Genomic DNA, 23,846 nt, shown 5'->3' with positions numbered 1-23,846 from the left:
CTCTTTCGCGGATAGTCGAGAACGAAACAATGAAAAACGAAGCCTTTCAAAAAAGACTTCGCTGAAAAATCATTCGGATGAAGACGAAGGAACCTTTAAATCCGAATCATGTCGTTCCTCGTCAAGTGATGCGACAGCTGCTTCCTCATACAAGACGGATTCTTCCGAATGTATGACCTCTTCAACGGAGTCGTGAACCAATGTTTCCGTATCGTCGAGTTGGAAATCAAGCGTCAGTTGATGGAGATTACCAGCAATCTTTGCAAGATGCGTAGCGGCAGACGTCACGGATTCGAGTGTTGCGTTCGTTTCTTGAATGCTCGCACTACTCGTCTCAAGACCTGCGGCATTCTCTTCCGTCAAAGCGAGAATCGTCCCCATGGCGTCTGAGACTTCTTCCGTCGCTTGCGTCAACGTATGGATGTCACCGGTCAGTTCTTCTGTCCGGCGTGAGACATGTTGGACGGAACCCGCGATTTGCTCGAAATCGTCACCGGTCGTCTTGACGGAATCAAGCGATCGTTTCAAATCATCCATGACATGGTGCATCGCACCCATCGCGGTCTGTGTCTCGTCTTGGATATGATCGAGGAGTTGTTTGATTTGCTTCGCAGAAGCGTCACTCTCTTCCGCAAGCTTTCGGACTTCACTCGCAACGACAGCGAATCCGCGTCCTTGTTCGCCAACGCGTGCTGCTTCAATGGCGGCATTCAAGGCGAGCAAGTTCGTCTGACTCGAGATTGCTTGTAGTGTGCCAAGGACTTTGGCAATCTCATCCGATCGTTTACCGAGGAAGTCGGACGTATTTTGGATTTCCTGTTCGAGTGAGACGGAATGATCAAGTAAATCGGCGATCGTCTGTTTCGTTACATCACTTCCGCGAACGGCTGCGGAAGCGACGGTCGAGACTTCCGATAATGTCGTTGACGCGACGTGTTGCATGGCCGTCGACCGTTCCTTGACGCCATGAACGGCATGGGACGAGCGCTCTGCTTGTTTCGTCTGTGTTTCACCAGCCGCCGCGATCTCTTCCATCGTTCGTCCGATTTGCAGAGAAGCTGTTTGGACGTGCGTTGCATTCGTGGAGAGTTCGGCAGATGCATCCCGGACGGTCGTCGCTGAAGTCGTCAAAGCGAGAATTGTTTGACGTAGTCGAGCCCGCATCGCGTCAAAGTTCTCGGTGAGATCCGTCAACTCGTCTTGGATGAAACGTGTCGGACGCTTTGGCGTCCGTAAATCACCAGAGGCGATGGCAAGTGCTTCTTGACGGAGTGTTGATAAAGGACGATTGATTGATCGACCAATCAACCAAGCAATCAACGTGGCTAAGGCGATCGCGACGACGAAGTTGATCAACGATTGACTGAGCATTTCTTCTTTCGGTGCATACAAGGAAGCATAGTCAAGAACGACAGCTAACTTAAAGCCTGTTTTTGACGAGGTCTGCCAGATGACGACGGATTTTGTACCGGCGACGTCCATGATGTTCGAACCCGACTCTTGTTCCATCATTGCTTTAGGAGCAGAGAAATAAGGTTTTCCGTCTTCTTTCATCTGCGTTACGTTTTTGAAGAAATAATTTTTATTCGGATGGGTGACAATCTTCCCATTTTGGGTATAGCTGAAGACGAATCCTTTTTGTCCGATTTCAATCCGCTTCATGTCTTCTGCTAGGCGATCGATACTTTTATAGATGGATAAGACACCTTTGATATTCGCCTGTGCATCTAGTGTTGCTTTTGAGAAGCCGATGATGGATAGTTTCGTTGCCGCATCATAATGCGGTTCACTCATGATGACGGTGCTAGAGTTATCGAGTGCTTGTTTGTACCAGTCTTCCTTGCGTGGATCGTACCCAGGTGCTGCCGCTTGTTTTGGCCAGTTGAGATAACCACCAGCGGTATCCGCATACTGAATGAAGGAGTTTTCGATTTTCGATGAACCGTACTTTTCTAGGACGCTATAGATATCGCTCGCTTTTTGCGTCGGAGGAGTAGCCGGATCGGGTTGTTTCGTTTGATCCGTGTAGTTCGGTAAAGCGCCGTCCGCTCGGTTGAACGGAAGACCTGCGAGTAAGGTCGTATCCTTTTTCGTATCATCAATGATTCGTGTAAAGGATTGTTCGAGTTGCTTCAAAGCGGTTTGTGACGTCGAGTCTACAAGCTGATCGACGGTTTGGCTCGTCTGATCATAAGAAAACCAGGTCGAGGCACCGAGAGTGAGAGCGGGCAATAAAATAAGCCCGATGAACAGGCGACGCGTGATCGGGAGGCGCATATGTATTCTCCTAACTAAATAGTCTTTAAATTCTGTCTACTTGGAATATCGGAATAGTATGACCAAATATGAAGGAATTATGTAGAGATTTTCATCATTTGAGAAATGAATCGGAGCAGGGTTCATGATAAAATGAAAAGGGTGTCACAGAGTGGCTAGGGAGGAACAGAAATGAATATTGCTTTTTTCTTATTACCTAAAGATGAGGTGAAATATTTAGATCCTGAGTCAACGGTCAGACAAGCACTAGAAAAGATGAAACATCATCGTTTTACGTCAGTCCCACTCGTTGATAATAAAGGGAAATACGCAGGAACGCTGACAGAAGGCGATGTCTTGTGGGCGCTCGAAGCAAATCTCGAGCATGCCGATTATGACCATGTCTTGCAGACACGTTTAACCGATATCAAACAACGCGTCCGTTATAAACCGGTCTCGATCACAGCGCAAATGGAAGAGATGATTGAAGTCATCACGGATCAAAATTTCGTACCCGTCATCGATGACGGAAGACATTTCATCGGGATTATCCGACGACGTGACATCATCGATTATTTTGCTAAAAAAGTAGCGCGTGAGAACGTCAGTTATTAAAAAAGAATAAAACTAGTAAAAAAAGCACTTATTTTCGCAGAAATGTGGGAAGACGTGCTTTTTATTGACCCAAAACGACTTCAGGAATCAGTATGAGACGACGATATAGAAACATAATGACAATTTAGGGAGGACGATGTGTTGCGACGTTTATCACCAGTCTTCATCGTAGAAGCTTTTCGAAGACGCTCCTACTATAAAACGTTCTCATGGATGATTGCGATCATCGGGTTATTAGCATTGATCGTCGCATGTCAACATTTGATGAAAACACTCGAAGAAGGTTATCGCTTCAAAGCATCAGGAAAAACGATTGCTGAAGTGACACCATTTAATCATGCTGAACAAGAAGTGACACGCTATTATTTTTCATCATTGAATGAGGACACGGATGTTCTACAAGCGTCCAAACAATCCGATCGTGCATTGGAACAACTAACCGATCGTCTACCGAACATGAAAGCGACTGGGTCGGCACAGGGAGAAGTCTTGGCGGAAGTCAAGAAGCTTCAACGGCAAGGATATGAATCGAACCATCGCTTCTTCACGACGATGACGAATTTCAAGAGTGAAATCATCTTCAATCAACTCGTACTGAGCAAAGAGACAGGATCTTATTATAATGTCTTCTCCAATTTGATTCTGATGGAGGAACAACTTGGGAAATCAGCTGAAATCTTAAAAGATGCCCGTCAAAAGGAAGAACCGAGCTCGATTGATCGATTACGGATTCAGCAGATGCGGATTGATTTACCGATACGCCAGGCATCACTCATCAAATCATTGTATGATGTGATTCCTCTTCAGGACGATACGGGACGGCAAGATGTCGCAACAATGCGGGAACAGATGGCTGCCTATACACAAACGCTCGATGATCTATTACGTGCTCCAAAAGTCGAGACCTACGCTGCTTTGGCAGGACAAGCGGAAGAATATGAATCGAGTATGTATCGTCTGTACGATCAAGAACTCAACCAAGTCGCACAAGAAATGCAGGATCGAGGCCATCACATCATTCGCAATGCCTGGCTTCTCTTTGGTGCAACCAGTGTCTTAATTCTTGGACTGTTGATTTTGACCTTATCGTTATTACGCGCCTTTCGCCAAGATCTATCCTTACTGAAAGGAGAAGCGAATACCTTTGCAGAAGACCGCCGGCAATCCGGTTATGACGTACCGGAGCGAAATGATTTTCAACCTGTCGTCCAAGCGTTTCGGACGATGACGGCCATCATCGCCGGGTTGCTCGATCATAATGATGCCAAAACAAAAGAAATCAAGCAGAAAAAAGCGGAAATCGAGTCGCTCTTTTCACAAAATACAGATCCGATTCTTGCGATGTCATCTGACTATACGATTGTGAACGGAAACGAACGCTTTCGACAATTGACGAAAGCGACGGCCGGATGGACGATCGAAGAACTGATCCATCCGGCTGATTTGAATCGGATGCGGCGAGCGTTGAAGCAATCATTGGAAGGCCATAGTCAAACGATTCGTTGCAAGATGTTGTTCGATGAAGAAATCTTAAACATGTTCGTCAACATCGTCCATGTCGCAAACAAAGAAGACGATACAGGCGTTGCACTTTACTTATCCTGTCATGATGAAACGGATCAGTTCCGGCGCGAAGAACGGATCACACAACTCGCACTCTTTGACATGTTGACGGGACTGTTGAACCGAAATGGCTTTGAACAAAAGATGGCAGATGCGTTGAAAGCACCTCAGCCGGGAGAACTCGTCACCATCAGCGTTCGACAATTCCGGCGGATCAACGATATTTACGGACATGGTGCAGGCGATCAGATTTTGAAAGATCTCGCCAATCGACTCAAACATCATTTCATCGGAACGGGACAAGCCGCACGAATCGGGGGAGACGAATTCGCCGTGTTGGTTGCACAACAGGATATCGTTGATTACGAGAAATTGAAGCAAGTCATCGAACACGTCTATGAGATCGATGGAGAGTATGTCAATGTCAGCATCAGTATGAGTATGGTGCGGTACCCCGATGATGCAGTAGCCGTCACGTCCTTATTATCTTCGGTTGATATCGCGATGCAGCATGCGAAGCAACAGACAGAAGGCGGACCGGTCTGGTTCGAATCCTGGATGAGTGCCGAGTATCTCGAATCCGTCGTCCTCGAAGGAGAACTGCGGGACGCGATCGAAAAGAACGAGCTACAATTGTTCTATCAACCACAAATCAATCTCGCGACCGGTCAGGTCGATGGTTGTGAAGCGCTCCTGCGCTGGTTCCACCCTGAACGGGGGATGATCAGTCCGGCGATCTTCATTCCGATTGCCGAACGATCGATGTTGATTGAAGAGATCGGGATGTGGGTCGTTGCCGAAACGGTCCGACAAGTCGAAGAGTGGAAGGATACGGAACTCGGAGTACTACGCGTCTCAGCGAACTTATCCGTCAAAGAACTCGTCTCCGGTCGGATCGTCGATTATCTGACTGATGTCCGAGAAGTTCATCCGGGAATCGAACAACGGATGGAACTTGAAATTACGGAATCATTCGGTGTCTTTTCAGACACACGCGTGTTTGATGCGTTACAGAAGTTGCATCAGATGGGGTATCGTCTTGCGATTGATGACTTTGGTACGGGGTATTCTTCCTTGTCGTACTTGAGTCGCTTGCCAATTCAGCGACTGAAAATTGACCGTTCGTTCATCAGTGGTCCGGATGCATGCTCGAACGCACCGCTCATCGAGACGATCATCAAGCTCGCACATACGCTGAAGTATGACGTCGTCGCTGAAGGAATCGAAGAACTTGAACAAGCTGATCATTTGCGAGTGCTTGACTGTGAGTATGCGCAAGGATTCTATTATTCAAGACCGATTCCAGCCGACGAGTTTCGAGTCTGGTACGTGAAGTACCATCAAAAGTTTCTATCTGAATGAAATTAGTCTATTATGATTCATGAGTTTAATATGTATGTGTCTTAAAATGAAAAAAGGTGAGTTTCCAGTCCGGAAAGTCACCTTTTTTCATTCGATAAATAGAGAACGTGAATGTTCACCCTCGACTCCTACAGGAAAAGAAAGCACGATTTTCGCTTTCGTCAGGGCTAGATAAGACCCGACAGACCGCATGAAATGCGAGGTGGCGCGGCTTATCACCCGCCTGTGGAAAGCGGGGATGACAGAAACGTTCGTTGTAAGCGTGAACTTTATATTGATGAAAATAATTATTAAACGCGATCGAGTACGAGGTCGTCTGCTTGTTCGAGATACGCTTTGACCGGTGCGACCGCTGCTTCAACCGTACCTGGTGCAAACGGAGACTTTAATCCAGCGCGCTCGACGAGCGTGAGGAAGCTTTCCGATCCACCGGCACGACAGAGATCGAGATATGATGTCCAAGCCGCTTCCCGGTCCTGTTCCATCCAAGCATAGAACTGGAAGGCACAGACTTGAGCGAGCGTGTAATCGATGTAGTAGAAGGGACTTCCGAAGACGTGCCCTTGCTGATGCCACCAGGCACCTGAATCGAGATAATCATTCGCTTCGTAATCACGATGCGGCAAATATTTCTTCTCGATCGTCCGCCATGCTTCGCGACGCTCAGCTGGTGTCAATTCCGGTTGGTTGTAGATGACGTGCTGGAACTCATCAATCGCAACGCCGTATGGAAGGAACGTGACGCTTCCTGCGAGGTGATTGAATTTGTATTTCGCCGTCTCTTCACCGAAGAATTCTTCCATCCATGGATAAGCAAAGAACTCCATCGACATGGAGTGAATCTCGCACGCTTCATACGTCGGGAAGGCACTCTCTGGAGCAGTCAGGTGACGGCTCTCATAGACTTGGAACGCATGTCCGACTTCGTGTGTCAGGACATCGATGTCGCCTGCCGTTCCATTGAAGTTCGAGAAGATGAACGGGAGTTTTTCGTCTGCGATGTAGGTACAATACCCACCGCCCGCTTTTCCAGGCTTCGCCGTTAAATCGAGTGCTTCCCGGTCGAGCATGTAGTTGAAGAACTCGTTCGTCTCCGGTGACATCTCCGCATACATCTTTTTGCCGCCTTCGATGATGAATGACTCTTCGCCTTTAGGTGTCGCGTTCCCAGACTTGAAGGCGAATCCTTCATCGTAGTAGTATAAGTGATCGACACCGATGCGTCGTTGCTGGCGTTCTTTAAGTTGTGTCGCGAGCGGGACGATCGTTTCAAGGATCTGTTCGCGATATTGTTCAACCATCGATTGATTGTAATCGACGCGAAGCATCCGTGCGTATCCGAGTTCGACGAACGATGGGAAACCGAGTGTCTTTGCGATGTCTGTCCGGATACGAACGAGTTTATCGTAAATTGTATCGATCGTTTCCCCTTGCTCTTTTAAGTAGCCATAGCGGGCTTCTGAAGCTGCTTTACGAACAGCCCGGTCTGGTGATTGGAGGTAAGGACCGAACTGCGATAAGTTAAGCGTCTTCCCGTCAAACTCGATTTGAGCAGAAGACATCAGTTTCGTATATTCGCTTGAGAGACGGTTCTCTTCTTGGAGCTTTGGAATGATCTCTTCCGAAAACGTCTTTAAGCTCGCTTCCGCGATTAGGAATAACTGTTTGCCTTGCGTCCGTTCGAGTTCATTGCGAAGCGGATGCGTCGTCAACGCTTGATAATAGCTTGAGACATATCCCTGATAGATCGCGCTTGCTTCATCAAAGAACCCTTGTTCCATCTCATAGAACGTATCGCGTGTATCAATCGTATGACGGATTTCGACGAGCTGGCTTGCCGTTTCAAATTGATTTCTGAGGGTATTAATCTCAGTGATGGCTGCGTTTGCTTCATCTACCTGTGTGGCTTCCGTTAGTCGAGCGATTGCTTGATTCATCGATGTTTCAAGCAAAGCAAGATCAGGACGGACATATGTAATTTCTGAAAATGGCAACATGTAAGCGCCTCCTTTTGATTTCTAACTATTATCACACAAAAATACTTGCAAAACCAGAGGGACAAACGTATGCTTTTTGTGAGAACGTGAGCGAGCTGTCTAACAGCTTACTCCTATAAAAAATCGAAACTTCCATTCGGAAGAAAAACGATCGAGAAAGTAGAGGGATAGTATCATGGGATTCTTAAAAAAATTGTTTGGTGGTAACGACGCAGGAAACACGAAAATTGCTTCTGCACTTACAGGTAAAATCGTCAACATCGAGAACGTACCCGATCAAGTTTTCTCTCAAAAAATGATGGGCGACGGTGTCGCGATCGAGCCAACAGAAGGTAAAGTCGTCTCGCCGATCAACGCAACGGTTGAAACGATTTTCCCGACAAAACACGCAATCGGTCTAAAAGGTGAAGATGGTCTTGAACTCTTGATCCACGTTGGTCTTGATACAGTTAACCTCAAAGGCGAAGGCTTCACGGCTCACGTCCAGTCAGGTGATAAAGTCAAAGCAGGAGACGTACTCGTCGAGTTCGATCTCGAGTACATCCGTGCAAACGCACCATCGACGATCACACCGATCATCGTGACGAATCACGATCAATTCACGCTTTCAGCTGTACCAGCTGAAGGAACTTCTGTTGTCGCAGGCGACACAGAGCTCTTCAAAGCAACACATAAATAAGGTACGACACGCCTCCATCCCTCACGGATGGGGGCTTTTTTGATGTCTCCTCCCTTGTCTTACCGTTTTGTAAGAGAAGTGAAAGTAAAGTCCATTTTGAGAAAAGCATGGAAGGACTAGACTGAGTGTAACGAATCAAACACAGGAGGCATTACAGATGAAAGCAATCTTACGAGCAGAACAGATCACAAAAACCTATCAAACGAAAACGGCACGCCACGAAGCACTACGTCCGACGACGCTCAGTGTCCATGAAGGGGAATTCGTCAGTATCATGGGACCGTCCGGTGCCGGGAAATCGACGTTGCTTAATCTGCTGTCGACGATCGATCAGCCGACGGACGGATCGATTTTAATCAATGGAGCAGACGTGACGGCGATGAAGGAAAAACAATTGGCACGTTTCCGCCGGGAACAACTTGGCTTCATCTTCCAGGATTTCAATCTCCTCGATACAATGACGGTCCGGGAAAACATTGCCTTACCACTCTCACTCGCGAACGTCGATAAAAAGATGATCTTAGAGCGTGTCGATCGTGTGGCGCATCAACTCGGTATCCAGGACCTACTCGATAAACGTCCGGTCGAACTATCGGGAGGACAAAAACAACGGACGGCTGCCGCCCGTGCGATCATTCATGATCCGTCACTCATCTTAGCGGATGAACCGACCGGTGCGCTTGATTCAAAGTCAGCGACAGGATTGCTTGAAGCGATGCAGTCACTAAACGACGAAGGCGCGACGATTTTAATGGTGACACACGACCCGATGACGGCGTCTTATGCAGAACGAATTCTGTTCGTCAAGGATGGAGAGCTGTTCAAGGAAGTCCATCGCTTCGGTTCACAGAAGGATTTTTTCGAGCAGATCATGGAAGTCCAACGCGAACTCGGAGGTGCCGTCCGTGAGTTTGTCTAAACTGGCGTTTCAAAATCTAAAAAACATCCGTCAAAACGTGATGTACCTCGGTGCGGTCACGTTCGCGATTCTCATTTACTACACGTTCCTCGCGATTCGATCAAACGAAGCGATGCTTCAGGCGAATGAATTGTACGGAAAATTAGGAACGGTCTTTACTGGAGCGAGTGTTATTCTAGCACTTTTCTCTGCTATCTTCATCTGGTATTCAAGTGACTTCTTCTTACGCCGCCGTAAGCGGGAAATCGGTCTCTACGCGTTGCTCGGTTTAGAGCGGGGACAGATCGCCCGACTGATCTTCCTTGAGACGATGGGGTATGGAGTGATTGGCCTGATCCTCGGGATTGCGATCGGAACAGTCGCATCGAAATATTTCGTACAGTTGCTGGCTTCCGTCATGGCGATGCAAGTCGATGCGACCTTTACGATCAGCGGAGCTTCCGTCGTGCAGACGATCGGCGTCTTCCTTTTGATTTTCCTGATCATTGCCTTACGTTCAGCCCGGACGATCTATCGTTTTACATTGATTGAATTGTTCAAGGCAGAGCAACAAGCGGAATCCCTTCCGAAAGTCCATCCGATCCTAGCCGTGCTTTCGGTCGTTTTGATTGGTATCGGTTACTATTTGACGGGACAACCGTTGATGGATCACTTTACGATTGTCGCACCGCTCTTGATGCTGTGTGTGATCCTCGGGACATTTGGAACGATGAGTTACTTCACGATCTTCTTATTACGCCTCTTAAGTAATCAAGCGCGACATTTCAAAGGAACGAATTTGATTCTGCACGGACAATTGCTGTCACGAATCAAATCGAACGCTGTCATGCTGTCGACGATCACGGTCATTACTGCCGTGACATTGACGACAGTCGGTACAGCGACATCGATCTATTACTTCATCGATCAGACTGTCGAGGAGCAAGTCCCGTACAGTCTGTCGATTGCGAGTAAACAAGCGGAAGCGGAACAGCTGATTGCAAAGTCCGACCAGAAGATCGACAGCCGGACGATGGTCAACGTCAAGAACGTCGATCACAAGATGACTGAGCTTCCGAACCCGCTGACGTTCACACGCTATTATCAAACCTATGCTTACGAAGATCAGCCAGGGCAATTCAGTTACGTCAATTACTCGGATTACGTGAAGCTTGCGAAAGCAAACGGTCAAACGGTCATTAAAGAACCAAAACGAGGCGAAGCAATCGTCCTTGAAACATTTAAAGGAAACGATTTGTTGAAGATGAAAGTCAAATCGCCGGTCGGTGTCAAAATCAAGGATGTCCATGAGTCCTTTCGCATCACCGCTGCGACGAATCTACCGATCGCTCAACTTTATGAGAAACAGCGGCTTGCCCTCGTCGTAAACGACGATGCGTTTGCAAAGATGCCGGAAAAAGGTTTTACGCTGACGAATTATCAGTTTTCGGATGAACGTCATGACGATGGACTGATAAAGCAATTAACGCAACTGTATGGAAAACAAGCGGATACAGAGATGGCAGCGTACTATCCGGTCTATACGATGACGACGGCAACGACCGGTTTGCTTGCGTTTGCTGCCGGCTTCCTCGGTCTCGTCTTCTTGCTTGCGACAGGTTCAATCATCTACTTTAAGATGCTCGCGGAAGCAGAAGAATCGAAACAACGGTTTGCGATCATTCAAAAGATTGGTGTCGATGAAAAGGAACAAACGGGTATCATCCGTCGCCTCGTCGGATTCGTCTTCTCTTTACCGTATGTACTCGGACTCGTTCATAGTCTAGTTGCGATGCAAGTCCTGCAGAAACTGTTGAACTACAATATCGTCCGTCCGACATTACTTGCGATTGTTTGCTATACGATCGTCTATCTGATCTACTATATCGTCACGGTTCGGGCTTACCGCCGCATCGTGACGGGATGAACTAAATACGGATACACAGAACTGGAAACGGAATAATCGTTTCCAGTCCTTTTTGAGTTCGTTATGATAGAAACAGAAGGAGTTGACGTGAACGATGCATACGATTTTATTAGTCGAAGATGATGTGAAGATCGCGACATTATTAAAGGAACTACTCGAACGTTATGATTTTAAGGTCGTCGTCGAAGATGGACGAGGGGATGTCATCGCGATCTACGAGGAAACGAATCCTGATGTCATTTTATTAGACGTTAATTTACCGAAGTTCGACGGTTTCTATTGGTGTCGGCAATTACGGATGAAGACACGGGCACCGATTCTCTTTATCTCGGCACGTGTCGGCGAGATGGATCAAGTCATGGCGCTCGAATATGGTGCTGATGACTATATCGTCAAACCGTTCCAAGGAGCGGTCGTCATCGCGAAGATTAAAAGTCAGATTCGCCGGGCGTATGGCACGTTGTCGAACGAGGCGGATGAGCGGACGGTGACGAAAGAGGGTGTCACACTGTACTTAGACCGTTATATCGTCGAGTACGGGGAACAGTCGATCGAGCTGTCGAAAAAAGAAGGGCTGATCCTTGAGATGCTGCTGACGGCAAGTCCACGAATCGTTAGTCGGGGTGACTTACTCGAACGGATTTGGGATGACGAAGCGTTTGTCGATGAGAATACATTGAATGTAAATATCACCCGTGTCCGTAAGCGACTTGCAGAAATCGGAGTTGCTGGTCTAGAGACGGTTCGAGGTGTCGGCTATAAACTGGTTCTTGAGCCATGAAGCTTTTTTTACGGCACGTGATACCGGGTACCATCTTCTTTACCGGACAGATGCTCATTTTATACGCTATTTTATGGCTCTACGACCTCTATCGTCCGTCAGCATTTTTTTACATCGTCCTCTTGAACAGCATCGGTCTCTTGATTTATCTCAGCTATCGTTTCTTCAGCATGCTTCCGCTGTTACGACGGATGCAACAACCGGTCCAGTCAGTCGCAGAACCGATTCGTAGTGATAGCGAAGAACCGATTTCCGTTGCCGTCGAACAATTTTTAGAGCGGCAACAGACATTGTTTCGCAATAGCCTGTTTGCTGAGCGACGAAAAGAAAAGGAACGACATCGGTATGTCGATCAATGGATTCATCAGATGAAGACACCATTATCTGTCATCGAACTGATCCTCGAACATCCAGGGGAACACTATCAAGCGGATTTACGTCAAGAGGTTGATCGGTTACGCAGTGGACTCGATCAGATGCTCTATTCGTCACGCTTAGAAGCAATCGAGACAGATTTGAAGGCGGAACGACTGGTATTGAAGCCGCTCGTGACGAGCATCATCAATCAAGAAAAACGATTGTTCGTCAAAAACCAGGTCTACCCGAAACTCGACATCGCCGAGGACGTGTATGTCTATACGGATGCAAAGTGGTTTCGTTTCCTCGTCTTACAGCTCGTGACGAACGCGATCAAGTATACAACGGGGCATGGTCGAGAAGTCGTTCTGACGGCAGAGGTGACAAAGGGGCAGGTCGTCTTGTCGATTCAAGACGATGGTGTCGGAATTCCGAAACGAGATGTTCCGCGTGTCTTTAATGCGTTCTTCACGGGTGAGAATGGGCGCCGCTACGGGGAATCGACCGGGATGGGCTTGTATTTCGTCCAACAAGTTTGCTTGAAGCTCGGGCACGAGATCGAACTCGAGAGTGAAGAAGGTGTCGGCACGACATGCCGGATTCGATTAGTAGGAGGTCGCGCACATGATTGAAGTCAAACAATTGGGGAAGGTCTATCCTGGAAAGGTGACGGAGCAACCGTTGACCGATTTGAACTTTCGGGTGGAGGAAGGTGAGATGGTTGCCGTCATGGGACCGTCCGGTAGTGGCAAATCGACACTGATCAACTTGCTTGCGACACTTGACGAACCGAGCTGGGGATCGATTCTGATCGATGGCGTCGATACAGCGACGTTCAAGCGAAAAGAGATGACACGTTTCCGGCGCGAGACGCTCGGGATCATCTTTCAGGAATTCAATCTACTCGACTCGTTGACACTCGGTGAAAACATGCTCGTTCCGTTGATGCTGTCGGGGAAAAAGGCGAAGCTCGCGCGGGAAGAGATGGAAGAGTTGGCACGTCGTCTACAGATTGACGATCTGCTCGATAAACAGGTCGATGAGGTAAGTGGCGGACAACGACAACGAACGGCAATCGGTCGTGCCTTGATCCATACCCCGCGTCTGATACTCGCGGATGAACCAACCGGAGCACTCGATTTCCAATCGACGAAACATGTCATGGACGTCCTAGCCGAGTTGAATGCGACCGGGATGACGATGGTCATCGTGACGCATGATCCGCAAGTCGCGTCGTACTGTAATCATGTCTTGTTTCTCAAAGACGGTAGCATTCAGACGGAATTATTCCGTGATGAGCCACGACGTATCTTTTTCCAACGGGTCATCGAATCATTATCGTTATTAGGAGGGGATGAGCATCAATTATCTGCAATACGCCCTACGTAACATCCGCCGCTATCAGCGGTTGTACTACGGTTACGCCTTGACAATTATTATCGCGATGACAATCGTGACGAGTTATTGGAACTTGTTGACGAATAGATCGTTCCAAAATGTCGCCAAGGTATTGAGTCAATTGAACCAGGTCATCGAGCTGACGATTTTCTTCGTTTTCACCGCGGAGCTGATCATCTTACTCTTTAGTATCCTGTTCATTTATTCGACGACGTACACGATGCTTGAGCACCGTAAGAATGATTTGCGGACGATGCGAACACTCGGCAGTGGACTGTCCCATTTCTTGAAGTACTTTTTGATTGAAGTCTTGATCGTCGGTGGATTTGCGATTACGGCTGGACTGGTGCTTGGAAACGTCTTGACGAAGATGTTATTACTTTCTGTCGTTAAGGTCATGTTCTTGCCACCGATTGAATTCGAGTTATCATTTTATGCAATCCTCGCCTTGATTGGTGGTGCCCTCATCGTCTTACTGACGGCAACCGTTCTCGCAATCTATCGCTTTCGTCCCGACCGACCGGTTCGATTACGGTCTCCGTTTCGACGACGGATCTGGATTCTGATACAAGTCATTGCTTTGTTGACTCTGATCTACGGGTATACGCTCGCATTCATTCGGATGTACGAATTTTACATCGTATTTCCCCTCGTCATCTTCATCGGATCGTTCTTCATTTGCCGGTATGTCTTACCGTGGTTGACCCAATTATACCGTCCTCGTCGTCTGTCGCTTCGGAAGCTGATCGTCTCGGAAATCGCCAATCAACTTCGTACGAATAGTACGTTGATTGCTCTCGGAACGATTTTGACGTCGTGTGCGCTGACAGCAGTCGGTCTCGTTTTCTTATTTCAATTGGTCGGACTCGATTTATCGTCACAAAACCAATTCGGTCTCGTCTATTATGAAGAGTCCGCTCAGCCGACGAAACGATTGAAGGATATCAAGCAGACGATGACCAAGGCGTTCCCGGATCGCTACCAGCAAGATATTCAAGTGAAGGCAGATGGAACACGGGTGCTCTTGCCGATTTCAGCGTACAACAAGATGATGCGTCAACTGCATTTTCAGGAGCGGACAGCGACCGGTCGACAGAGTTTCTTCGTACCGGCACGTCCAGTACAACTGGAAGAGAACACGCCGACGATGAAAAAAGCGAAACAGGCGATGGAAAAAGCCGACTTTGAATTGCTTCCCGCTGCTTCCCATGATTTAGTCTTCGGTTACAACTACCGGATCGAGACGATGTTTGTCGTCAGTGATGCCGTCTTTCAAACACTGAAGCAACCTGTCCGTCAAATCGTCGTCTTTGATACGCCAGCCTATCATGATTACGGAACAAAGGACTGGGAACAGTGGATGAAGATTGTCCGCAACATCCAGTCTGCAGCAAAGCTAGATGGAAAACAGTCGGTTCCTTATCAGTTGATCAATGAGACGGAGGATGAGATCGACGGCATCCGGATCGTGCGCCTCGTCACGTTCGTCGTCATCCTCCTGACGATCTGGTTGTTCGTCATCAATGCAAGTTTCCTGCATGTGTGGATGCAGATGACAGCGGAACAAGAACAAAAACGAATGAAGACATTGTTTGCGTTAGGGTTCGATTCCGGGAATATCCGCCGTTACTTGCTCATGAAGTATGGTGCGGTCTTACTCATTCCGTACCTGATCTCGGTTTTTCATGCTTTCTTATTGTTCCAAGTCGTCGTGACCCGAGCCGGACTACAGGTCGGATCATTCCTCAACTTAGCCGCATTTTGGATCAGTATCGTCACGATCGGATACTTTTTAAGTGTCCTACCGATTTGGTTACGCTACCCACGCCATCTGTTCCGGAATTCATCCAAAAGTTCGATGTATCCGACATCGGATTCAAGGGTATGATGATACCATAGGAACAAGGGAGGGAATCGTATGCTAAACCATTCACCATATCGGGGTTACGGTGACCGGATCCGTATCTTACGAGAGCGTGCCGGGATTACGATCGAACAATTGGCTGACCGCCTCGGTGTCGCACCGTATTTCATCCGTCGGACGGAACTCAGCGAAGTCTATCCAACTAAACCCTACATCGAAGCATTAGCGGACGTCTTGAACATCGATGCCAGTTATTTGGCACGGCATATCTGGACGGGAGAGTCGTTAAAGTTCATCATGCAACAGAACACACCGCTCGAAGAGATGAAGCTTGCTTATGAACAGACGCTCGGACAAGACGGAACGTGGGTCGAGGAACAGCTCGAGGAGCGAATGCGTCTATTTGATTTAATGTATGATGAGGATGTCAAACGGATCGAGCAGACGATGAGTGCCACTGAGCAACGGATCTTTCATGAGCTCGTCGAAGCCGTCATGGAAGCAGGAGAGTTGCAACGCGATCAAGCTGAAGAGACGTATGAGTTATTTGAGGATAAATTACCATCGATGATGCAACTGGATGAATACCTCGATCGTATGACGGACGGGATTTCTTTGTCCAGTTCGACTTATTATGCGGATTATAGCGACCGGAAAAGCCGCTCTCGTTATCACCGAAAATGAAAAAAAGTCGCTATCTTCTGATTGACGTTCAGAAGACAGCGACTTTTTTATTGACGTTGTGGCATCGGACGTGGACGACGCGTCTTTTGACGTGTCCGACCGATGATGAAACCGATGATCGCATTCGCAATGACGAGTACCCAACCGACATAGCCGAAATTGAGAGTTAAGCTACCGAGCATCGCTTGCCACTTGAAAATCATCATCACATCACCACGCAAGACGAATCGCGCGAGACAGACAAGTAAGACAGTCAATCCGGCGATGAAGACACCAACCCAGCTACCGTATAAACGGGAAGACTGGCGGCGCACCGCGACGAAGGACCAGCAAAAGAGGCTAGAGACGAACGCCATGCCTCCGTAGGCAATGACGAGTTCCCATGTCGCACTCGCTTGCGGGAATTTCGTGAACATGACAAGTGACGAGACCATGGCAGCAGCTGTGAAAAGGATCGCTGCCCAAAAACGAGACCGCATAACGTAGTTCCTCCTAAAGGCTTTTTCTCACCTAACGATAGCGGAAACGATTCGTCTTGTAAACTGTTACCGGCGTCCGCTTAAGATCCGGCGTAATTGTTTAAGCGGATTCGATCCGTAGAACAGAACACCACCACGGTAGAATTTCGTTCCGACAAATAAGGCGAGCGAAATGCTGATCAGCATTAAAATGAGGGAAATCGAAACTTGCCATAGCGGTACATCGGTCAACATGACACGCAAGAACATGACCATCGGTGTAAAGAACGGAACGAATGACAAGACGACGACGGCTTGATTCGTTGGTGCGTTCAGACTGAACATTGAAATCATGAAGGCAGCGACGATTAACAAGATGACCGGTAACGTCACTTGCTGCGCATCCTCGACCCGACTGACGAGCGAACCGAGTGCTGCAAGTAACGTGGCATATAGGAAGTATCCAAGCAAGAAGAAGACGAACAGATAAATGATTGTTCGGGCACTTAAGGAATCGAGTGATAACTGATTGAATAAACTGCTACTTTGAGCACTGTAGTAGCCGACACCGACGAGAATCGACAATTGTACGAGACTGACGGTAGCGATTGAAAGAATCTTCGCGAGCATGTGCTGGATCGGACTCGCCGCAGAGATCAGCAACTCCATGACCCGTGATGATTTTTCATTCGCGATTTCCGTGACGATCATTCCACCGTAGATCGCGATCGTGAAGTACATCAAAAACAACAATACATAAACGAGCGCGGAGGCAGCAAAGAGTTCGTCTTCACTTTTTCCACCTGTCGACGTCAACTCTTGTTTGACGGGAACGGGTTTAGCGAGTGACGCAAGAACGTTCGGGTCAATCTTCGCATCCGTGATGACCGCTTGATCACGGACTTGTTTGACGACCGTCGCGACTTGTGTCTGTAACTCGGATTCAGGACTAGCACTAACGAGCGTCACGTCATAAGAATCTTGGACAATCGCTACGACGTCAAACGTGCCTCGATCGACCGCTTTACGTGCTTCTGCGACCGTATACTCCTTCGGTGTGATGTCTGAGGTGACACCAGCCTTTTTCAAGGCAGGGCGAAGGTCTGTCGATAATTCACTGACGAGGGCGACTTTCGGATCGTCACCCGAGAACCAGTCGAGAATCCGTTCGATATTGCCGAAGCCGACGAGAAACAGGACCATCAGAACAGTTGAGATCAAAAAGCTTTTGGCACGTAGTTTCTGTAATAGATTGAAGCGATATAAAGTCAGGAATTTACGGTTCATAACGTTTTCCGACCTCCTCGATGAAGATATCCTGCAAGGATAATTGATCCCAGACGAAACGATCAACATGGTGTCCTTCACTGACGATATGTTGGAGAAGTTGGTCAGCGGTTTCTTTTGAAGAAACTTGGACGACATGTCCATTATTGTCCGACTCAACTTGAAGGACACCCGGTAAGCTATCCCATAGGAGTGGTGGGGCATCCGTCGTCAAGAGGACACGGGTCTTCCCATAGCTCGCCTTGATATCAGGAAGATAACCAGCGACGACGGGCTTACCATGATCGAGAATCGCAACATGCTCGCAGAGTTCTTCGACATGATCCATTCGGTGACTCGAGAAGACGATCGTCGTTCCATCGACGGTCAATTTTTTAACGGCACGTTTTAATTGTTCCGCATTGACTGGATCGAGTCCGCTAAATGGTTCATCTAAAATCAGCAGTTCAGGTTTATGTAGGACGGCGGAGATCAACTGGATTTTTTGTTGGTTTCCTTTTGAGAGTTGTTCGACACGCATTTTTTCATATTGAGGAATTTGGAAATACTCGAGCCATTCGGTCAGTGCTCGTTTTGCATCCTTCCGTTTCATATCTCGGAGTTCAGCAAGAAATAAGAGTTGTTCGTCGACTCGGACTTTCGGATACAATCCGCGTTCTTCCGGAAGATATCCAATCTTTGAAGTCGGAATGCGTTCTCCGTTCCATGTGATCGAACCTTCGGTCGGTTGGAGTAGACCGAGTAGCATCCGGAACGTCGTTGTCTTGCCGGCACCGTTCGCACCAAGCAAACCAAAGATTTGTCCGCGTGGCACTTCGATCGTCAACGCATCAACGGCAGTGAAATCGCCGAAACGCTTCGTGATGTGTTTGATTTCTAACATAAGAACCTCCTTATAAAGATGTCTGTTGCACGACAAGTGTACCATTGTTACATAGTGTCCTACGGTCAAAATTGGGTAAAGGTTCCAGGGAAAATGGAAACAAGTCTAATTAGTTTACTTTTTGTTCATTAGTTACTATTATTGTGTTAACAGTAACGATTGAAGGAGGGACCTATTCTATGAAAACGCAAGGTATCCATCACATCTCAGCAATGGTCGGCGATCCTCAAGAAAATCTTGATTTTTACGGGACGATTCTCGGACTACGGTTCGTCAAAAAAACGGTCAACTTCGATGATCCAGGGACGTACCATTTTTACTTTGGAAACGAGTCTGGTGCACCCGGAACGATCATCACGTTCTTCCCATTTAAAGGCATGGCGAGAGGACAGGTCGGTGCCGGACAGGTCGGAACGACAGCTTACGCGATTCCGGTCGGTGCATCGGATTTCTGGAAAGCACGGCTGACGCAAAAGAACGTCTCGTTTGAAGAAACAGTTCGTTTCGGAGAGCAACAGATCGCGTTCGAAGATCCACATGGTCTTCAAATCGAGCTCGTCGAACGCAAGGCGGGACGAGGCAGTCACTATGAAATCGACGGTGTCACGCGTGACGTCGCCATCAAAGGATTTGCGGGAGCGACATTACTGTCGCGAGATCCATCAGACACAGCCAAATTACTGACCGATACATTGGGGCTCACCCTCAGTAAACGGACGGAGACCGTTGACCGGTACATTGCGGAAGGGGAGTTTGGAAATGTCATTGATGTCGTCCATGGTCAGATGCCGGTTGGTCGTCCGGGTACGGGAACCGTTCACCACATCGCCTGGCGCGCAACCGATCAAGAGGAACAACTCGACTGGATGAAGGCGATCAACGCGTTCGGTTTGCAGACGACTGAAGTAAAAGATCGCAATTACTTTACGTCGATCTATTTCCATGACCGTGGACGCATCCTCCATGAAATCGCAACTGACAATCCAGGGTTCGCGATCGATGAAGACTTCGAGATGCTTGGAGAAGGCTTGAAGTTGCCGGAACAATTTGAAGCGCATCGCACCGCGATCACGAATCACGTAACACCTATTACAGTACCGAAGGGGAGACTCATATGATTCATTTATATCAAGCGCCAAAAACAATGGATGCACCGATCTTTTTACTCTTACACGGCACAGGCGGAACGGAACAAGACCTCATTGGACTCGTCTCGCTGCTTGATCCGGAAGCCGGTTACTTGTCCGTCCGTGGAGAAGTCTCGGAAAACGGGATGCCACGTTTCTTCAAACGGCTCGCAGAAGGCGTCTTCGATGAAGAAGATCTCGCTTTACGGACAGCACGATTGATTCAATTTTTACAGGAACAAGCAGCGGAACGTGACTTCGCACTCGATCGCCTGATTCCAGTCGGTTATTCGAACGGGGCCAACATCGCAGCGAACATGTTGTTTGAAGAAGCACTATTTAAACAAGCCATCTTACTGCATCCGATGGTACCACGTCGCGGTGTGACGTTACCGGACTTATCAAATGTTCGTGTGTTCATCGGCGCCGGTAGTAATGATCCAATCTGTCCCGCTCAGGAAACAGAAGAGTTGTCAGCACTCTTGAAGGAGGCTGGTGCATCAGTCGATGTCACATGGTCGAACTACGGACACCAACTTGTCATGCCGACGATCGAAGCAGCAACCGATTGGTTAAAACACTAAAAAAGGACTGTCCCATCTGCTTCTCTTCTAGAAGGTAATGGGGCAGTCCTCTTTTCGCTTCAAGCGGGATGATCACTTTTTGGACGGGAGTAGACGATGAGCACGCCACGCTCGACAAGCTGAAGGGCAAGGATCTGTTTCACTTCTTCCGATGCCTTCGTCTGAGCGAGCTGCCGGTAAAGTAGGCGAAGTTCACGACGCATCGTCTTACGGATCAGCCACATGCTATCGATCGTCGTGCACCAACTGGTCACGGTCTCATGTCCGATATAATACTGGGTCTGACGTTCAAGATAATGAATCCACCACTCGTCACGCGCCATTTTTAGTACGATACCTGTGAGCCCAAGTACAAGGATCGCGAGGGGAATGCTTTCATATAAGGGAAGACGACCAAGAACGGTACCAACATTCGTGACGAGGGCAAGCATCACCCATCCTATGCATCCGATGACAAGCCAATATCCAAAGTTGAGAGTACTTCGATGTCGTAACGTCACTTTCGGCGTAAGCAATGAAGTGGCCATCAGAAACACCTCCTTGTTAAATAATCGAATTTTCTGACAATTTATAGTTGTCCTTCTACTATAGTTACTTTTTCCCGAATCGTCTAGTCATTAGACATGGAAAATGTGTTTCTTTCTTGACGAAATTCGTGTACGCTAAATGTAGAAGTGAGCGGTTACATAAAGGAGGATATGAAGAAATGATGGATCAGGTTATCTGGATCGCTGTCGGAATCGTTGCTGTTGCTGTTTTCTCAGCATCAAGCGTTGCAGCTTATATGGGTGTTAAAAACCAAGAAGACTAAGAATCGAAAAACGGCGCATCCCGATTGCCGGGATGAGCCGTTTTTTAATGCGCCATCGCTTATTTGTTTGCTGTTATGTTTGTTTGCAACGCATAAGGTTTTAAGGCATCACTCCAGCGCAGGTAACCCCCACCGACGAGGTGTAATCCATCATACGTCAAGCGATTCTGAAGATACCCTTGTTTGTTCGTCAAAACAGGTCTCAAGTCGACGAATGGGATTTTAAGCGATTGAGCGAGATTTTGTAAATTTCGGTTCAACGCTTCGACATCACGATTGATTCGGACAGAGTCCGAATATTTTGGAGCCACAGGAACGGTTGACTGGAGGATGACGTCGATGTTATTTTTTCGAAGTGTCGTCACGATCGTCGTCATGTTCTCGGTAATTTGTGGAATCGGCGTATAGTGACGGATGTCATTGATGCCACCCATCAAGAAGACGCGTTTTGGTTTCATCTCGAGAATCAGGTCGAGGCGAGTCAAAAAGCCTTCTGTCGTATCGCCAGGAATCCCGAAATTAATGATTGTCGGATCCTCCATCAAGATGCGCCAATCGGCAAAATTCGTCATCGAGTCACCTAACATGACAGCGTTCGCTGATTTTGGGTATTGATAAGTATGGAATAGACTATTCAAACGGACATAGTTCGGGTTCTTATCGTATTGGAATGTCGTGACTGGAGTCGTACTCTTTGCAGGTAAGACGCTTCCGAAGGTTTCGAGCGGTTTACGTCCCAGTAACAATGCAAGGAGAACGACGTTCAAGACGATGGATAGAATCAGGAGTGTCTTTTTCATAAACATTCGTTCCTTTCGAGGGAGTATAAGGGGTAGTGTAACATGAATCGGAATCCTTGGTTTGATAATATCAAAGGTTTTCTTGTCATTTTCGTCGTCATCGGTCACATGCTGACGGATTTACGGTTTGATTATGACGGAAAGTTGCTCGAGACGGTCTATCTATTAATTTACTCGTTTCATATGCCATTATTCATTATCTTAAGCGGTTATTTCTTCCGCGAAAATAAATACTTACGCGTCATCCAATTATTTGCCGTCTATTGTGTCTGGCAAATTTTAATTGGTTCTTGGGCGACACTTGGAGAAGGACTACCACTGTTGTCCGGGGAAAATATCGGAACACATCTACTACGTCCGTATTGGGCACTTTGGTATCTGTTCGTTATGGTCGTCTGGTATATCGTAACGCCGTATGTCGTCCGCTTGCGAGGATATGTCTGGTTTGGTCTCGCGTTCGCTTTGTTATATGGGTTCGAGCTTGAGAACACGGGCTTCTTAGCACTTCGCAAGTTGATCATGTTCTATCCGTATTTCTTACTCGGGAACTATCTATCGGAGCACGAGTTCATCCGGATTTTCGAGATGCCGAAGAATTTCAAGCGGCGGATGAACGTCCGTTTGATTGGTGGTATCACGTTCGCAGCCGTCATGGGCTTCCTGTTATTCGAAGCATGGCGTGATACGCCGAAAGAAATCGTTGACTTTGCAAATGCGTTCAAGCATCGTTTCCCATATGTCGAACAATATGATAGTGACGCGTGGGTTGGTGTACTCAAGCATAGCGTCATCTACCTCTTATCGATTGCGGCTTCGCTCGGTTTCATGATGTTAATTCCAATGCGTCGTTTGCCGCTCATCACGCGAGCTGGGGAACTCAGTCTCTATGTCTACTTGCTTCACGTCTTCTTCGTCATGGCGTGGCGCCAATACGTAACGGATGCGTTCGTTCCGCAAGCATGGCTTGCCTTACTGATCATGATTGGCGTCGCCTTACTAATCGTTGGCATCATCATACACCCGCTCGTCGTCCGTGTCCTCCGTCCTTTGATTGAGATCGACATTCGTCCGATCGTCGAGAAGCGGGAAGACCTTTCAAAATAAAGCGGAATGCATTACACTTTAGATAGATGGATTACTAGACGAAGGGCGTGGAAGGTATGTCATATAATTTAAATAATGCGGATGGTGTCGTGAACGTCTCGCAACAAGTCATCGAGGTCATCGCAGGTGTAGCCGTTCAAGAAACGGAAGGCATCGCCTTTACAGCAGATGATTCGAAACTGCAGGAAAAACAGATGGTCAAACTCGTAAAAGTCGAAGATGTCGGTGGCGACATCACGGTCAGTCTGTCCGTGCATATCAAATACGGCATGTCGATCATCAAGACAGCTGGAAAAGTCCAAGAACGGATCGCACAAGACATGGAAAACATGCTCGCGTTCCAACCCAAAGCAATCAACGTCCGCGTCATCGGACTCTTAAAAGGATAAGCAAAACGTCTCGGCATCTTGT

21 protein-coding genes are annotated in these 23,846 nt (G+C 47.7%); 14 read left to right on the top strand and 7 right to left on the bottom strand.

From position 1 onward, the window contains the following. Positions 1 to 69 precede the first annotated feature (69 nt). The gene (locus ACY2IG_RS14060; RefSeq protein WP_462618065.1) at positions 70 to 2,277 is read right to left on the bottom strand and encodes a methyl-accepting chemotaxis protein; all 2,208 of its coding nucleotides are present in this window, start codon (positions 2,275 to 2,277) and stop codon (positions 70 to 72) included. A 171-nt stretch (positions 2,278 to 2,448) separates the two neighbouring features. On the opposite strand from ACY2IG_RS14060, the gene ACY2IG_RS14055 reads away from it, so the two are divergent. Next, positions 2,449 to 2,871 carry a CBS domain-containing protein gene (locus tag ACY2IG_RS14055; protein WP_035410212.1) on the top strand — a complete coding sequence of 141 codons (423 nt, stop codon included), beginning with the start codon at positions 2,449 to 2,451 and terminating at the stop codon, positions 2,869 to 2,871. A 138-nt stretch (positions 2,872 to 3,009) separates the two neighbouring features. Continuing rightward, entirely contained in the window at positions 3,010 to 5,796 is a 2,787-nt protein-coding gene (locus ACY2IG_RS14050) for a putative bifunctional diguanylate cyclase/phosphodiesterase (protein WP_462618064.1), read from the top strand. Between the two features lie 290 nt (positions 5,797 to 6,086). Here ACY2IG_RS14050 and ACY2IG_RS14045 read toward each other — a convergent pair whose 3' ends face one another. After that, positions 6,087 to 7,790, bottom strand: a complete 1,704-nt coding sequence (locus tag ACY2IG_RS14045; protein WP_439954266.1) for a M3 family oligoendopeptidase — start codon at positions 7,788 to 7,790, stop codon at positions 6,087 to 6,089. Between the two features lie 178 nt (positions 7,791 to 7,968). On the opposite strand from ACY2IG_RS14045, the gene ACY2IG_RS14040 reads away from it, so the two are divergent. From ACY2IG_RS14040 to ACY2IG_RS14005, 8 genes are all read left to right on the top strand, one after another. After that, entirely contained in the window at positions 7,969 to 8,472 is a 504-nt protein-coding gene (locus ACY2IG_RS14040; protein WP_035410206.1) for a PTS sugar transporter subunit IIA, read from the top strand. A gap of 157 nt (positions 8,473 to 8,629) precedes the next feature. Continuing rightward, positions 8,630 to 9,391, top strand: a complete 762-nt coding sequence (locus tag ACY2IG_RS14035; RefSeq protein WP_290773093.1) for an ABC transporter ATP-binding protein — start codon at positions 8,630 to 8,632, stop codon at positions 9,389 to 9,391. Continuing rightward, positions 9,378 to 11,297, top strand: coding sequence for an ABC transporter permease (locus ACY2IG_RS14030; protein ID WP_462618063.1), 1,920 nt, complete (start codon positions 9,378 to 9,380; stop codon positions 11,295 to 11,297). The genes ACY2IG_RS14035 and ACY2IG_RS14030 overlap by 14 nt, the downstream gene beginning before the upstream one ends. A gap of 94 nt (positions 11,298 to 11,391) precedes the next feature. Further along, positions 11,392 to 12,078, top strand: coding sequence for a response regulator transcription factor (locus tag ACY2IG_RS14025; protein WP_290773087.1), 687 nt, complete (start codon positions 11,392 to 11,394; stop codon positions 12,076 to 12,078). After that, a complete protein-coding gene (locus tag ACY2IG_RS14020) occupies positions 12,075 to 13,067 on the top strand; it encodes a sensor histidine kinase (protein ID WP_462618062.1) in 993 nt (330 codons plus the stop codon). The genes ACY2IG_RS14025 and ACY2IG_RS14020 overlap by 4 nt, the downstream gene beginning before the upstream one ends. Continuing rightward, the gene (locus ACY2IG_RS14015; RefSeq protein ID WP_035410192.1) at positions 13,060 to 13,824 is read left to right on the top strand and encodes an ABC transporter ATP-binding protein; all 765 of its coding nucleotides are present in this window, start codon (positions 13,060 to 13,062) and stop codon (positions 13,822 to 13,824) included. Before ACY2IG_RS14020 ends, ACY2IG_RS14015 begins: the two co-directional genes overlap by 8 nt. After that, positions 13,790 to 15,721: an FtsX-like permease family protein gene (locus ACY2IG_RS14010; protein ID WP_462618061.1), complete on the top strand. Its 1,932-nt coding sequence runs from the start codon at positions 13,790 to 13,792 to the stop codon at positions 15,719 to 15,721. Before ACY2IG_RS14015 ends, ACY2IG_RS14010 begins: the two co-directional genes overlap by 35 nt. Positions 15,722 to 15,751: 30 nt before the next feature. Next, on the top strand, positions 15,752 to 16,381 hold the full coding sequence (locus ACY2IG_RS14005; RefSeq protein ID WP_462618060.1) for a helix-turn-helix domain-containing protein: 630 nt from the start codon (positions 15,752 to 15,754) through the stop codon (positions 16,379 to 16,381). A gap of 47 nt (positions 16,382 to 16,428) precedes the next feature. On the opposite strand, the gene ACY2IG_RS14000 is transcribed toward ACY2IG_RS14005, so the two are convergent. The 3 genes from ACY2IG_RS14000 to ACY2IG_RS13990 form a co-directional block, all read right to left on the bottom strand. Then, the gene (locus tag ACY2IG_RS14000; RefSeq protein WP_035410184.1) at positions 16,429 to 16,860 is read right to left on the bottom strand and encodes a hypothetical protein; all 432 of its coding nucleotides are present in this window, start codon (positions 16,858 to 16,860) and stop codon (positions 16,429 to 16,431) included. A 66-nt stretch (positions 16,861 to 16,926) separates the two neighbouring features. After that, entirely contained in the window at positions 16,927 to 18,126 is a 1,200-nt protein-coding gene (locus tag ACY2IG_RS13995; protein WP_035410182.1) for an ABC transporter permease, read from the bottom strand. Further along, a complete protein-coding gene (locus tag ACY2IG_RS13990) occupies positions 18,116 to 19,009 on the bottom strand; it encodes an ABC transporter ATP-binding protein (RefSeq protein WP_035410178.1) in 894 nt (297 codons plus the stop codon). Before ACY2IG_RS13990 ends, ACY2IG_RS13995 begins: the two co-directional genes overlap by 11 nt. Before the next feature lie 179 nt (positions 19,010 to 19,188). On the opposite strand from ACY2IG_RS13990, the gene ACY2IG_RS13985 reads away from it, so the two are divergent. Both ACY2IG_RS13985 and ACY2IG_RS13980 read left to right on the top strand, forming a co-directional pair. Further along, positions 19,189 to 20,127, top strand: a complete 939-nt coding sequence (locus ACY2IG_RS13985; RefSeq protein ID WP_462618059.1) for a VOC family protein — start codon at positions 19,189 to 19,191, stop codon at positions 20,125 to 20,127. Next, positions 20,124 to 20,720, top strand: coding sequence for an alpha/beta hydrolase (locus ACY2IG_RS13980; RefSeq protein ID WP_426272324.1), 597 nt, complete (start codon positions 20,124 to 20,126; stop codon positions 20,718 to 20,720). The genes ACY2IG_RS13985 and ACY2IG_RS13980 overlap by 4 nt, the downstream gene beginning before the upstream one ends. A 59-nt stretch (positions 20,721 to 20,779) precedes the next feature. On the opposite strand, the gene ACY2IG_RS13975 is transcribed toward ACY2IG_RS13980, so the two are convergent. Both ACY2IG_RS13975 and ACY2IG_RS13970 read right to left on the bottom strand, forming a co-directional pair. Next, positions 20,780 to 21,247, bottom strand: coding sequence for a hypothetical protein (locus ACY2IG_RS13975; RefSeq protein ID WP_035410169.1), 468 nt, complete (start codon positions 21,245 to 21,247; stop codon positions 20,780 to 20,782). Between the two features lie 343 nt (positions 21,248 to 21,590). Beyond that, a complete protein-coding gene (locus tag ACY2IG_RS13970; RefSeq protein ID WP_462618058.1) occupies positions 21,591 to 22,331 on the bottom strand; it encodes an SGNH/GDSL hydrolase family protein in 741 nt (246 codons plus the stop codon). 42 nt (positions 22,332 to 22,373) lie between these two features. On the opposite strand from ACY2IG_RS13970, the gene ACY2IG_RS13965 reads away from it, so the two are divergent. After that, a complete protein-coding gene (locus tag ACY2IG_RS13965) occupies positions 22,374 to 23,435 on the top strand; it encodes an acyltransferase family protein (protein WP_035410164.1) in 1,062 nt (353 codons plus the stop codon). Between the two features lie 56 nt (positions 23,436 to 23,491). Next, positions 23,492 to 23,824, top strand: a complete 333-nt coding sequence (locus ACY2IG_RS13960) for an Asp23/Gls24 family envelope stress response protein (RefSeq protein ID WP_029342549.1) — start codon at positions 23,492 to 23,494, stop codon at positions 23,822 to 23,824. Positions 23,825 to 23,846: the final 22 nt, after the last annotated feature.

It is taken from the genome of Exiguobacterium sp. EF_C8, from assembly GCF_054956715.1.
Note: the sequence above shows the minus strand (reverse complement) of the source record. Positions and strands in the feature narration are given on the sequence as shown.

Bases quoted from the DNA above. Each gene is read 5' to 3' on its own strand.
- ACY2IG_RS14060 (WP_462618065.1), bottom strand. From the start codon at position 2,277: ATGCGCCTCCCGATCACGCGTCGCCTGTTCATCGGGCTTATTTTATTG.
- ACY2IG_RS14055 (WP_035410212.1), top strand. From the start codon at position 2,449: ATGAATATTGCTTTTTTCTTATTACCTAAAGATGAGGTGAAATATTTA.
- ACY2IG_RS14040 (WP_035410206.1), top strand. From the start codon at position 7,969: ATGGGATTCTTAAAAAAATTGTTTGGTGGTAACGACGCAGGAAACACG.
- ACY2IG_RS14035 (WP_290773093.1), top strand. From the start codon at position 8,630: ATGAAAGCAATCTTACGAGCAGAACAGATCACAAAAACCTATCAAACG.
- ACY2IG_RS14025 (WP_290773087.1), top strand. From the start codon at position 11,392: ATGCATACGATTTTATTAGTCGAAGATGATGTGAAGATCGCGACATTA.
- ACY2IG_RS14020 (WP_462618062.1), top strand. From the start codon at position 12,075: ATGAAGCTTTTTTTACGGCACGTGATACCGGGTACCATCTTCTTTACC.
- ACY2IG_RS14015 (WP_035410192.1), top strand. From the start codon at position 13,060: ATGATTGAAGTCAAACAATTGGGGAAGGTCTATCCTGGAAAGGTGACG.
- ACY2IG_RS14010 (WP_462618061.1), top strand. From the start codon at position 13,790: ATGAGCATCAATTATCTGCAATACGCCCTACGTAACATCCGCCGCTAT.
- ACY2IG_RS14005 (WP_462618060.1), top strand. From the start codon at position 15,752: ATGCTAAACCATTCACCATATCGGGGTTACGGTGACCGGATCCGTATC.
- ACY2IG_RS14000 (WP_035410184.1), bottom strand. From the start codon at position 16,860: ATGCGGTCTCGTTTTTGGGCAGCGATCCTTTTCACAGCTGCTGCCATG.
- ACY2IG_RS13995 (WP_035410182.1), bottom strand. From the start codon at position 18,126: ATGAACCGTAAATTCCTGACTTTATATCGCTTCAATCTATTACAGAAA.
- ACY2IG_RS13990 (WP_035410178.1), bottom strand. From the start codon at position 19,009: ATGTTAGAAATCAAACACATCACGAAGCGTTTCGGCGATTTCACTGCC.
- ACY2IG_RS13985 (WP_462618059.1), top strand. From the start codon at position 19,189: ATGAAAACGCAAGGTATCCATCACATCTCAGCAATGGTCGGCGATCCT.
- ACY2IG_RS13980 (WP_426272324.1), top strand. From the start codon at position 20,124: ATGATTCATTTATATCAAGCGCCAAAAACAATGGATGCACCGATCTTT.
- ACY2IG_RS13975 (WP_035410169.1), bottom strand. From the start codon at position 21,247: ATGGCCACTTCATTGCTTACGCCGAAAGTGACGTTACGACATCGAAGT.
- ACY2IG_RS13970 (WP_462618058.1), bottom strand. From the start codon at position 22,331: ATGAAAAAGACACTCCTGATTCTATCCATCGTCTTGAACGTCGTTCTC.
- ACY2IG_RS13965 (WP_035410164.1), top strand. From the start codon at position 22,374: ATGAATCGGAATCCTTGGTTTGATAATATCAAAGGTTTTCTTGTCATT.
- ACY2IG_RS13960 (WP_029342549.1), top strand. From the start codon at position 23,492: ATGTCATATAATTTAAATAATGCGGATGGTGTCGTGAACGTCTCGCAA.